Here is an 11773-nt window from a genome sequence, read left to right on the forward strand (position 1 = left end):
TTTCAAGTGTGCGTATTTTATGCGAATTCCATTTTTTTAGTAAGGAATTTGTTGCTAAATATACTGTAATTGTCGCAGTTTTAAGATTTTGTCGATGTATGATTTTCGTCAATTTCAATGCTTTGCTTGGGGGGCCAGAAGAAATCACTTGGCCGGGTCAGGAAGTGAGTCATGACCAGTTTTGCCAACGGTTTCCACTGTTCAAAACGCACCCGTCGTGCACGTAAGGCCACAATAATGGTCAAACTGAAACTGACAAATAAGTTGGTCAGGCCAATCAACAACACACCGAGGAAAGACACCACAATCAAGCCAATATCCGGGCCATTAATATTGATCAGGCCCTGAATAAAGTTGGCCGAGGCAAAGGCAATATGCCGGATATCGAGCGGCAACCCCAGAATAAAACCAATGGTGCCCATACTGCCGAGCATGATGCCAAACATGAAATTACCTGCCAGCGCTCCCAGATTACGTTCAATATAATCTGCAAACCGGTACAGCCGTTCCTGTCCCATCAATTGCGATAAACGTATATGGGCTTTCAGGCGGGGGCCTACCTTGCGGTAGACGGCCATGTTGTCAAAATAACCGGCCAATAACCCGGACAGGAACAGACATACCCCGGCAATTGCAGCATGCGGAATTGCCAAAGAGGTAAAGGGATTCAGGTCATGTAAGGTTTTGGTTGCCTTGGCATGATTCATTAAGGGTTCATGCAGAGCAACGTCCCACATTAAGGTAATCAATGCCGCCACCGGAATGGCAATCGAAATATTGCCCAGAATTGCCACAAACTGGGTACGGATAATATTCACAATCAGCGCAGCCAGCTCGGCAATTTGCGCCATTTTTGAGCCTTTGCGTTGCTGGACTGTGGCCGCCAGTGCAGCGGCTGTCATCGCTGGCTGTTTGGTCGCCACGGTAAAATGCAGCACATGAATCAGCATAAAACCCAGCGAATAATTCATGCTATAGCTAAAGGCCTGCATGAGAGGCGCCATGCTCAGGCGTGTCATCAGGATTTTCAGGGTGGCCATCGTCGCGATAATGGCACCTGCACCGGCGGCCGATTTGTACATGGCCAGAAAGCCTTTTTTGTCAGTACTGACATAGTGTTCGCCAGTTTTACTGGCATTCTCAGTCACCTGCAAGGCCAGGAGTTCACTGTTGGTCGCCAGCAGGGCACGTACACTGCGTTCGCTATAAATCGCTTCAGTGATATCTGCAATAAACAGGCCGATGGACTGGTAGCGCAGGTCATCCTCGTCCATGACCATGTTGAGCAGGATTTCAACCCGCTCCAGACACTGCTCCAGCAGTGCCAGCATATAGGTCAGACTCACGCTGACCCCAATCCGTTTGGTAGAGCGGCGAATTTTTGCCACGACATCATGACACTGTTCCAGCATCACCAGTGCTTGCGAAGCATCTGGCGGGGTGATCGAATCGACCAGCGTGACCGTGTTATAGCGTTTTTTGTATTCCTGAATAAATTCGTTAATCTCACGGTTCTGCACCAGAAAAGGAGATTCATATTCCATCAGTTCCGGCTGTGCATTAATAAATTCAGGATGCAGACCAATACCACTGATCCGATACGACAAAATGGTCAGTGCCTTGATCAGTTGATCTTTAATGCGGGTCTTTTCAGGCTGATTGGAGTGACCCTGATTGAGAACTGAAAATAAGCGTTGCCAGTCATCTTCATCAAAATAGTCGAGCCAGTATTTATCGGTCGGCTGATAAAAAACCTTGCGAAATAATTCTTGTAATTGCTGATGATCCGGAATAACTGGCAGGATATGCGCGCCAATACGCTGATTGAGCTGATTCCAGAAACCATCCAGAGACAAAATACCGGTATCGGAAAACAGACTGGTCTGTTTATAACGGTTAATGATCCGCAGGGTAAATGTCTGTAATGCTGAAACTGCATTCGGCGTCAATAATAAAGCCTGGATAAATGCATTGAACTTTGCTTCGATTTCTTCGGTATTTCTGCTGTCTTCCGGTCTGATTCTTTCAATCAGTTCAATGAGAAGATTTTCATCCAGCACCGCCTGAGGTTGCTCAAGCTGATGCTGCATGTTTTGGAAAAGATCAAGAAAATTAATATGCATAGGCGAGTTTAAAGATTACTGAATTCGGTGTAGGGCCAGTTTGGCCAGATTAATCAGAGCTTGACGATACTCAGAGTCAGGTAATGCCTGCAAGGCATGAATGGCGGTTTCCGTTTCTTCAGTCGCACGTTGACGGCAATAGTCCAGTGCCCCGGACGCATTGACAATTTGAATGACTTGATCGAGATGTTCTGTACCGCCAGTGGCAATACTGCGACGGATAATTTCATGCTGCTCACCGGAGGTATTTTTTAGCGCAGCAATCAATGGCAGGGTAGGTTTGCCTTCCATCAGGTCATCACCGATATTTTTGCCGAGGGTTTCTGCATCGGAGGTGTAATCTAAAATGTCATCAATAATCTGGAAGGCATTGCCGAAATGACCGGCGAAAGTTTTTAAAGGGTCACGGAATTCATCTTTCCCCGACAGAATCGCTGCGCCTTCTGTCGCCAGTTCAAACAGGCGCGACGTTTTACCATGAATAATATTTAAATAAGTCGCTTCACTGGTTTCTGGCTGGTGCTGGGATTGCAATTGCAGCACTTCACCTTCAGCAATTTCACAGGTGCCGGTCGAGAAATCTTTCAGCAAGACCATATTGTTTAAATCGACCAGCAGATCAAATGCACGTGAAATCAGGAAGTCACCGACCAGAACAGCAGTCTGGTTATTCCATGTCGCATTGGCAGTCGGACGGCCACGACGCAGGCCAGATTCATCGACCACATCATCATGCACCAGCGTCGCCGTATGCAGCATTTCAATAATCGCGGCCAGCTTGCGATGCGGTTCTAAATCTTCAGCACCACAAGCCTTGGCAGCCAGAAGACACATAATCGGGCGCATGCGTTTGCCACCCGCTTCGACCACATGTTTGCTGACGGCCATCACCAGTGCAACTTTTGAAGTAATTCCTTCATTAATGAATGTGTCCATCGCAGCAAAGTCGTTAGCAACAGGAGCGAGAATGTCTTGCTTAAAGTCGATGGTCATGTGAAAGAAAACCTCTAGTCTGGTAAATCGCAGGTCGTAGTTTAACAATTTATAACATGAGTGAAACCTAAGAAATGCATAAACTCCACTAAAAATCAGCTTTTTATAGATCTTATTCAGATTCGATCTATATTCTGCGCTACAAAAAATCAGGAAAGGTCAGCGATATCGCTCTCTTCATCAGGCTGAGTATATTAATCAAACTGGCCGAATTTCTGCTGTATTATTTTGTTGCTGAATATATCTTGAGTGTCTGATTTGATAGAAATTATTTAAGTGTTAAATAATTAGCACATACTCGCCATTATTATTTCAGTAAAATGGCTTGTTGTTTTTTTGAATATCCCTTAAAATCCTCGCCCTTAGATATCCCCCAGTGGCGTACGTCTTAAGATCGATATCTTCCTTTATCGGCACGACGACACGGGCTTGTTTGGAGTACATTATGTACGCAGTAATCCAAAGCGGTGGTAAACAACACCGTGTAATCGAGGGTGAAACCCTTAAAGTAGAATTATTGAAAGCTGAAACTGGCTCAACTATTACGTTTGATGACGTATTGATGCTTGTAAACGGTGAAAGCATTCAAATCGGTGCTCCAGTTGTTGCTGGCGCTACTGTAACTGCTGAAGTAGTTAGCCATGGTCGTCACGACAAAATCCGCATTATCAAAATGCGTCGTCGTAAACACTACCGTAAACAACAAGGTCACCGTCAATGGTTCACTGAGTTGAAAATTACAGCTATTTCAGGCTAATTACGAGGAGTAAATAGACATGGCAACTAAAAAAGCCGGTGGTTCGACTAAAAACGGTCGTGATTCGAATCCTAAAATGTTAGGTGTTAAAATGTACGGCGGTCAATCTGTGACTGCTGGTAACATTATCGTTCGTCAACGTGGTACTGAATTCCACGCTGGTCAAAACGTAGGTATGGGTCGTGACCATACTTTGTTTGCGACTGCTGACGGCGTAATCAAATTCGAAGTGAAAGGCCAATTCGGTCGTCGCTACGTATCTGTTGAAGCGTAATTCGCTGAGATAGAAAAAAAGCCCACAGAAACTGTGGGCTTTTTTATGCCTGAAAATCGGCTGTAATGAACGCCTGATCCAGCTTATGTAAAAAAACGGCTGAAATCTTCATCATGATGAACAAAAAAATGGATTTCGAATTAATAACCATACAAAAGTTCTTATTTTCTATCATTTTAGCTTTTAATTTTCGTTTAAGATGAGACATCAAATAAATTGCGATGACGCAAAATATAAAGGTGAAATTATGAATATGCTTCGTAAAACCGTCTGTGCTATGGCTCTGGGTGCAGTGATTTTAGCACCGGTGATGAGTACAACCGTGTTTGCTGCACCTGTGGCAGCGTCGGAGCAACAGGCAACTGCCAGTCTGGTAAAACAGCTGAATTATGTGCGTAGCATGACGGCAAATTTTGAGCAAAGCACCAAGGTGACCAATCCGAGAGCAACCCAGAAAAAAGGCTTGAGCGCACAACATATGAATCAAACCTTTAAAGGGGTGATGAAAGTCGAGCGTCCGGGTAAATTCTATTGGGAAACGACCGCACCATCGAAGCAAACCATTACAACGACTGGTAAAACAGTATGGATTTATGATCCGGATTTGCAGCAAGCGGTTCGTCAAAACCTGGATGAGCAAGTTGCCAATACACCGGCTTTGCTTCTGTCAGGAAATACCAGTCAGATTATGCAGTCTTACCGGGTCACTCAGCCAAATAAGGGTAAAACCTATTACACGCTGTATCCTAAAAATACCGATGGTGTTTTTGAGAGCCTGACCATTAGCTTTGGCGCCAATAAAGCACCGAGCCTGATGATCTTGCAGGATTCACTTGGCCAAACTACAAATATTAAGTTTAGTAATGTGAAAGTGAATAACAGTATTCCGGCTTCTACCTTTAACTTTACCCCGCCAAAAGGTACGGACATTATTGATCAATAATCAGAAGTATCAAGTAAATCAAAGAGCAACCGATTCTGGTTGCTTTTTTATTGCCGATTATCAGGATTGCTTTGAGCAGGCTACAAGGTTCAGCTATATCTAGACACAAGAGCATCTTAAAATAAATAAAAGTCGAGTCAATGAAATTGCAAAATTTTGGGAGCTCAGGATGAAGATCAATCTGTTTAAAACTGCTGAAATTTATGCTGTCTTATTAATCACTGTATATATGTTGGGCTGTCAGCCGCCATCCAATTCAGTTGTTACCCAAACAGATCCGTGGGTGCAGATTGAAACCAAGAGTATTCCCGTCAAAGGAGTGGCCAAAGTGGTGTGTGAAATAGAAGGCTGTGTACGCTTTGAGCTTCATACGGTGGATACCAATCTCGACTGGATTGATCAATATTTTATAGCGCGTATTCGGGATACCGAGCCGGTTGCATTCACCAAAGTGACTCAGAAAAATCCTAAAAAAGCCGATGAGCCCTATTATCTGGATCAGCGTTTTATCAAGGTAGTATTTATCGCTCAGCGTGATCATCTGGCGACTTTTGCCTTAATAAGTTCCAATCTGGTGAAGAATCAAACTGCATCAAGTGAACATGTGGAATATATCAATTTTGATCTGAAACAGAAAAAGCGTCTGGCTTTGCATCAATTGATGTTAAAGGGCGGCGAGCAGAAACTACTCAATGGGATATATCGAACCAATACTCGATGGCTACGCACACAGGGGATACAAGCACAGCAGTTAAAACTGAGTGATAACTATTATTTTGACAGGTCGGGTCTGGTGTTGGTGTACCCGGCAGGTGAATTAACGTCTAAAGTAGCAGGAACGCCTGAATTAAAAGTGTCCTATGTAGATTTGGGGGAAGTGATTTGGCCTGAATATTTAGCCATTTTACAGCCCAAGACTTCCTAAATATTGTGCTAATAAGGCACAGCTGTGGTCGTAGTCACTGTATTTTTTGACGTTAAGAGCTTACACTATAGCCAGTTTTTTTCTTCTGCAAAGATTGATTATGATCGACCCGAAATTACTCAGAAACAATATTGAGGCTGTAAATTTGGCCTTGGCAAAACGTGGTGTTCAACTCAATGTTGAAGAGTGGTCCTCCCTAGAAGCGCGCCGTAAAGAAATTCAGTCCAAGACAGAAACACTGCAAGCTGAACGTAATGCCGGTGCAAAACAAGTCGGTCAAATTAAAAAGGCAGGCGGTGATGCTTCTGAAATCATGACACGCATGTCTGCGATTGGTGATGAAATCAAAGCGGCTGAAGCAGCACTGGCTGAACTGCAAGCGGAGCTTGAAGAAAAATTACTGTCTATTCCAAACTTGCCAGATGAAGCTGTGCCTGAAGGCAAAGACGAAAGCGATAACGTGGAAATCCTGAAATGGGGTACACCACGTGAATTCGATTTTGAGATCAAAGACCATACTGACCTCGGTGAAATGATGGGCGGTCTGGAATTTGAAACCGCAACCAAATTAACCGGTTCTCGTTTCAGTGTTTTGAAAGGCCCATTGGCGCGTTTACAACGTGCATTGACACAGTTCATGCTGAATACGCATACAGACCAGAATGGTTATACTGAAGCTTATGTACCGTATTTGGTGAATGCGGATTCATTACGTGGCACAGGTCAGTTGCCTAAATTTGAAGAAGATCTGTTTAAACTTCAAGGCGAAAAAGAATTCTATTTAATTCCAACTGCTGAAGTGCCAGTGACTAACTTCGTGCGTGATGAAATCATTGATGCAGATCGTCTGCCATTAAAATATGCAGCACATACCCCATGTTTCCGTAGTGAAGCAGGGTCTTATGGCCGTGATACCCGTGGCCTGATTCGTCAGCACCAGTTCGACAAAGTGGAAATGGTTCAGATTGTTAAACCTGAAACGTCTATGCAGGCACTGGAAGATTTAACCGGCCATGCTGAAGGCATCTTGCAAGCATTAGGTCTGCCATACCGTAAGATCATCCTTTGTGGCGGTGATATGGGCTTTGGCGCGACCAAGACTTATGATCTTGAAGTTTGGGTGCCAAGCCAGAATACTTATCGTGAAATCTCTTCATGTTCAAACATGGGTGACTTCCAGGCGCGTCGTATGAAAGCGCGTTACCGTGCCGACCAGAAAAAAACTGAATTTGTACATACCTTGAATGGTTCAGGTCTGGCTGTTGGTCGTACCTTGCTTGCAGTGATGGAAAACTATCAGCGTGCAGACGGTTCGATTGAGATTCCTGAAGTATTGCGTCCATATATGGGTGGTGCGACTTATATCGACTAATGCTTGATATCAGCATCGCTAAATGTGCATGAAAATTGCATAGACAATCAGATTTAAAATTTTGAGGTAGTTCGTGGATATCTTTCCAATCTCGTTAAAGTTGCAACAGCAACCTTGTCTGATTGTCGGTGGTGGACATATTGCCTACCGTAAAGCGGTATTATTAGCAAAAGCAGGAGCAGTGATTCATGTCATTGCACCTGAAATTGATGCCAATTTACTTGAGATTGTTCAGCAGTCTCAAGGGCAATATGAGCAGGCACCATTCAGTACACAGATTCCTTTACGCCATTATCGTTTAGTGATTGCAGCAACAGATGATGCTGATGTGAATCGTCAGGTTTTCGAGCTGTGCGAAGCTGAAAATGTACTGGTCAACAGTGTTGATGATCCACCACATTGCCGTTTTATGGTGCCTGCGATTATTGACCGCTCACCGCTGGTGATTTCGGTGGCATCGAATGGCACATCGCCGGTGTTGTCACGCCAGATTCGGACTCAACTGGAAGCGACGATTCCACATGGCATGGGCAAGCTGGCTGAGTTTTCAGGCAAATGGCGCAGTCGCGTTAAAGCAAAAATTGTCAATCCGGATCAGCGCCGTATTTTCTGGGAAGATCTGTACGCCAGTCCGCTGAAAGAGCAGGTGTTTAATGACAATATGGCTGAAGCAGATCGTCTGATCGAGCAAGCATTACAAGAGTGGCAACAGCCGAAAGGTGAAGTCTATCTGGTGGGTGCAGGTCCAGGTGATCCAGAACTGTTGACCCTGAAAGCTTTACGTTTGATGCAGCAAGCCGATGTGGTGATTTATGATCGCCTGGTGTCTGAACCGATTATGGATCTGTGTCGCCGTGATGCGGAAAAAATCTATGTTGGTAAGGCGCGTTCCAATCATGCAGTTCCACAAGATGGGATTAATGCTTTATTGGTCAAATATGCCAGTGAAGGCAAGCGGGTTTGTCGTCTGAAAGGCGGTGATCCTTTCATCTTTGGGCGTGGCGGCGAAGAAATTGAAGAACTGTTTGCGGCAGGTATTACTTTTCAGGTGGTGCCGGGTATTACCGCAGCTTCAGGTTGTTCCGCCTACGCCGGTATTCCATTAACGCATCGGGATTATGCACAAAGTGTGCGTTTCCTGACAGGTCATTTAAAAGAAGGTTCGCCTGAATTGCCTTGGCGTGAGCTGGTCTATGAAAACCAGACCTTGGTGCTGTATATGGGACTGGTGGGATTGGAAAGAATCTGTGCGCAGTTAATCGCTCATGGTCAACGCGCAGATATGCCGGTGGCACTGGTCTCTAAAGGCACGACTCCTGAGCAAAAAGTTGTGGTGGGAACCCTTGCTGACATCGCCTCTAAAGTGTCTGAGCATCAAATTCAGGCACCGACTTTAACCATTATTGGTGAAGTGGTTCGCTTGCGTGAACAACTGCAATGGCATGAGCGAGGATAAGCAAAGCACTGCTTTGCCCGAGCGCAAGACGAAGGCTATGCCTGAGTAAGAGGATAAGCAAAAGTTGTCTCTTGGTTTGACCGTAAGACGAAGGCTATGCCTGAGTAAGAGGATCAGCAAAAGTTGTCTCTTGGTTTGACTGCAAGACGAAGGCCATGCCTGAGTAAGAGGATAGCAATAGTTGATACTTTTTGCCCGAGCGCAAGACGAAGGCCATGCCTGAGTAAGAGGATAAGCAAAAGTTGTCTCTTGGTTTGACTGCAAGACGAAAATTACACCTGAATAAAAGGATATGACGATTAATCTCATGGTCCGAATACAGGAAAAAGCTGTATCTAGATAACAGCACTGATGTTGCTGTTTGATCTATAAGTTGAAAGCTATATCTGAATGAAATGTATAAAGTGAGAAATAAGTGATCCACGTTGTTTTATATGAGCCCGAAATTCCTGCAAATACAGGCAATATTATTCGTCTGTGTGCCAATACGGGAGCACAGTTGCATCTGGTCAAGCCACTGGGTTTTGAACTGGATGATAAAAAACTGAGACGTGCCGGTCTGGATTATCACGAATATGCACGTATGCAGATTTGGGACACTATCGAAGATTGTCTGGCCGATCTGGCAAGTAAAGGCATTGCTCTGGATGCAGTCTATCCACTGACCACCAAAGGTTCTGAAACTCCGCACACTTCGGATTTAAACCGTCCTGTGGCCTTGCTGATGGGGCCGGAAACGCGTGGTCTGCCTGAACATGTTCGGATGATGTTCCCGCAGCAACACTGGATTCGTTTACCGATGGCAGAGAACTCTCGTAGTTTAAACCTTTCGAATGCCACGGCAGTGATTGTATATGAAGCCTGGCGTCAGCAGGGTTTTAAAGCGCTCTAAGCTTAAATTTACAATAATTTGAAAAGCTGCCTTTGGGTGGCTTTTTTATTTGCTAGGATAGAGAGATACAACTGATTGGAATAAGAAGGATATACGCGTGAAGCCGATATTAAAATTTGCCTTGGCCTGTTGTATTGGAATGACTGCTTTACACCTCGGTGCGCAAGAAGCAAGTGATGTAATGGGGGAAACGCAACAAGTTCAGCCAATTACGCAAGCGGAAATACAGCAAGGATTGGCTGACATGCAAAAACGCTTGGATGCGCGGATCGATAACTGGGGACAGAGTCTGAATTCCGATGATTTTGAATGGACTTGGCGTGGACGTAAATTGAAGCAGACCAAACGTCAGGAAGTCTGTGCTATTTTTCAGGATGTGGTCAATGAAATGTATCAGCTGGCGGTCAAGAATAAAGCCAGACTAAATCCGGAAGAGCAAAAATTATTGTCGAATAGAAGTCTGTTCATTGAAAAACTGGGCTATGAAAATAATCGGGTCAATACCCAAATGGGTTTTGATTGTCATTTATCCTAAGTAAAATCAAAAACATAAAAAAGGCGCTTAAAGCGCCTTTTTTATTTGAACCGGAACGATATTATTTATCGTCAAATTCGTTGTGCTGAGGTGCAGGATGCTTGAAACCTTTGGTTTTATAACCCAGGTACAAGATACCGCCAAATGCCCAAATCAGACCATATTTCAATGAGGTTTGATCAACTTCGAGCCATAAGGCAAATACTGCAATGAAACCTGCAAGTGGTACCACCACAAAGTTCAGAATTTCTTTCGCAGTTTTGGTACGACCATCACGTAAAGCATAGCGTGAAATGACAGACAAGTTTACGAAACTGAACGCCGTCAATGCACCGAAACTGATCAGTGAAATCACAAAATCAAGATCCATGAAGCCAGCTGTTAAGGCTACAGCACCGACAATCATAATGTTGTATGACGGTGTGTAGTTTTTCGGACTGATATGACCAAAGATTTTCTTGTTGATCACGCCATCACGGCCCATGACGTACATTAAGCGAGATACACCTGCGTGTGCAGAAATCCCTGATGCCATGACGGTAATGATTGCAAAACCAAGTACATAAGCCTGGAACAAGGACCCACCCACCAGCATCAAAATTTCCGGCTGAGTTTCAGCAATATTCTGGAAATATGAACCTGGATTGTTCGGGAAGTAAATCTGCATGAAGTAAGTGCTGATAATGAAAATAATACCGGCAATTAAAGCGGTCAAGAAAATCGCTTTAGGCAAAGTTTTTTCAGTATCTTTGGTTTCTTCAGCCAGCGAGCTTAAAGAGTCAAAACCAGTGAAAGAGAAGCACAGTAAAGTCGCACCAGTAATCAGGGCGCCTACTGACGTTAATTCATTCCAGAACGGTTCCAGACTCCAGAGCTGATAGCGTTGCTCAGCTGTGATTGGACCATCCGCATTAAAGCCAGCCTGTAACTTGCTGTAGACCATCCAGGTAAATACGGCAATGACAATCAACTGCACGAACACGATCATACTGTTGAAGTTCGCTACAAAGCGCGCACCACGTAAATTGATGCCAGTCATGAATGCAGTCAATACCACGACCCAAACCCAATGATTGATATCAGGGAACAGGGCTTCTAGGTAAATGACGGCAAGAATGATGTTGACCATTGGCGACAATAAATAATCGAGCCAAGATGACCACCCCACCATGAAACCCACATTCGGGTGAATGGATTTTTGCGCATAGGTATAGGCCGAACCCGAAGAAGGGTAGCGACGAATCATATGACCATAGCTCAAAGAGGTTAACAAAATTGCAATCAGTGCAAAAATGTAAGAGGTGGGAACGTGGAAGTTACTTTCTTCAGATACCAGACCGAATGTATCAAACAAGGTCATGGGTTGAATATAAGCCAAACCAATAATAATGATGTGCCAGAGTCCCAGCGTTTTTTGCAGTTTAGCTGCCGATTGAGTCCCAGAGATATTAGTCAACGGCGTTATCCTCTTAATCGTTGATCAAGGATCAGTCATATTTATAA

Annotated in this window: 11 protein-coding genes; 8 read left to right on the top strand and 3 right to left on the bottom strand. The window is 44.4% G+C overall.

What is annotated here, in order from left to right:
• Window positions 1–80 precede the first annotated feature (80 nt).
• Both FTV48_RS07470 and sdsA read right to left on the bottom strand, forming a co-directional pair.
• The gene (locus FTV48_RS07470; protein ID WP_034608441.1) at window positions 81–2123 is read right to left on the bottom strand and encodes a site-specific recombinase; all 2043 of its coding nucleotides are present in this window, start codon (window positions 2121–2123) and stop codon (window positions 81–83) included.
• A 15-nt stretch (window positions 2124–2138) separates the two neighbouring features.
• Window positions 2139–3116, bottom strand: a complete 978-nt coding sequence (gene sdsA, locus FTV48_RS07475; RefSeq protein WP_100329110.1) for an All-trans-nonaprenyl-diphosphate synthase — start codon at window positions 3114–3116, stop codon at window positions 2139–2141.
• Between the two features lie 445 nt (window positions 3117–3561).
• Here sdsA and rplU point away from each other — a divergent pair, with 445 nt between their 5' ends.
• From rplU to FTV48_RS07515, 8 genes are all read left to right on the top strand, one after another.
• On the top strand, window positions 3562–3873 hold the full coding sequence (gene rplU / locus FTV48_RS07480; protein WP_005097776.1) for a 50S ribosomal protein L21: 312 nt from the start codon (window positions 3562–3564) through the stop codon (window positions 3871–3873).
• A gap of 19 nt (window positions 3874–3892) precedes the next feature.
• Window positions 3893–4147, top strand: coding sequence for a 50S ribosomal protein L27 (gene rpmA / locus FTV48_RS07485; RefSeq protein ID WP_005097774.1), 255 nt, complete (start codon window positions 3893–3895; stop codon window positions 4145–4147).
• A gap of 247 nt (window positions 4148–4394) precedes the next feature.
• Window positions 4395–5090, top strand: coding sequence for an outer membrane lipoprotein chaperone LolA (gene lolA / locus FTV48_RS07490; RefSeq protein ID WP_179999887.1), 696 nt, complete (start codon window positions 4395–4397; stop codon window positions 5088–5090).
• A gap of 169 nt (window positions 5091–5259) precedes the next feature.
• Window positions 5260–6015, top strand: coding sequence for a DUF3298 domain-containing protein (locus tag FTV48_RS07495; RefSeq protein ID WP_179999889.1), 756 nt, complete (start codon window positions 5260–5262; stop codon window positions 6013–6015).
• Window positions 6016–6115: 100 nt separating this feature from the next.
• A complete protein-coding gene (gene serS, locus FTV48_RS07500; protein WP_179999891.1) occupies window positions 6116–7387 on the top strand; it encodes a serine--tRNA ligase in 1272 nt (423 codons plus the stop codon).
• 73 nt (window positions 7388–7460) lie between these two features.
• On the top strand, window positions 7461–8843 hold the full coding sequence (cysG, locus tag FTV48_RS07505) for a siroheme synthase CysG (RefSeq protein ID WP_179999893.1): 1383 nt from the start codon (window positions 7461–7463) through the stop codon (window positions 8841–8843).
• A gap of 415 nt (window positions 8844–9258) precedes the next feature.
• Entirely contained in the window at window positions 9259–9735 is a 477-nt protein-coding gene (locus FTV48_RS07510; RefSeq protein WP_179999895.1) for a tRNA (cytidine(34)-2'-O)-methyltransferase, read from the top strand.
• 139 nt (window positions 9736–9874) lie between these two features.
• Window positions 9875–10270, top strand: coding sequence for a hypothetical protein (locus FTV48_RS07515; protein WP_218945896.1), 396 nt, complete (start codon window positions 9875–9877; stop codon window positions 10268–10270).
• 61 nt (window positions 10271–10331) lie between these two features.
• Here FTV48_RS07515 and FTV48_RS07520 read toward each other — a convergent pair whose 3' ends face one another.
• Window positions 10332–11726: an APC family permease gene (locus FTV48_RS07520; protein WP_005097762.1), complete on the bottom strand. Its 1395-nt coding sequence runs from the start codon at window positions 11724–11726 to the stop codon at window positions 10332–10334.
• Window positions 11727–11773: the final 47 nt, after the last annotated feature.

The organism is Acinetobacter sp. YH18001, assembly GCF_013416975.1.
Taxonomy (GTDB): domain Bacteria; phylum Pseudomonadota; class Gammaproteobacteria; order Pseudomonadales; family Moraxellaceae; genus Acinetobacter; species Acinetobacter pseudolwoffii.

Excerpts from the sequence above, each read along its gene's own strand:
- FTV48_RS07470 (WP_034608441.1), bottom strand. The coding sequence starts at position 2,123 with ATGCATATTAATTTTCTTGATCTTTTCCAAAACATGCAGCATCAGCTT.
- sdsA (WP_100329110.1), bottom strand. The coding sequence starts at position 3,116 with ATGACCATCGACTTTAAGCAAGACATTCTCGCTCCTGTTGCTAACGAC.
- rplU (WP_005097776.1), top strand. The coding sequence starts at position 3,562 with ATGTACGCAGTAATCCAAAGCGGTGGTAAACAACACCGTGTAATCGAG.
- rpmA (WP_005097774.1), top strand. The coding sequence starts at position 3,893 with ATGGCAACTAAAAAAGCCGGTGGTTCGACTAAAAACGGTCGTGATTCG.
- lolA (WP_179999887.1), top strand. The coding sequence starts at position 4,395 with ATGAATATGCTTCGTAAAACCGTCTGTGCTATGGCTCTGGGTGCAGTG.
- FTV48_RS07495 (WP_179999889.1), top strand. The coding sequence starts at position 5,260 with ATGAAGATCAATCTGTTTAAAACTGCTGAAATTTATGCTGTCTTATTA.
- serS (WP_179999891.1), top strand. The coding sequence starts at position 6,116 with ATGATCGACCCGAAATTACTCAGAAACAATATTGAGGCTGTAAATTTG.
- FTV48_RS07515 (WP_218945896.1), top strand. The coding sequence starts at position 9,875 with ATGACTGCTTTACACCTCGGTGCGCAAGAAGCAAGTGATGTAATGGGG.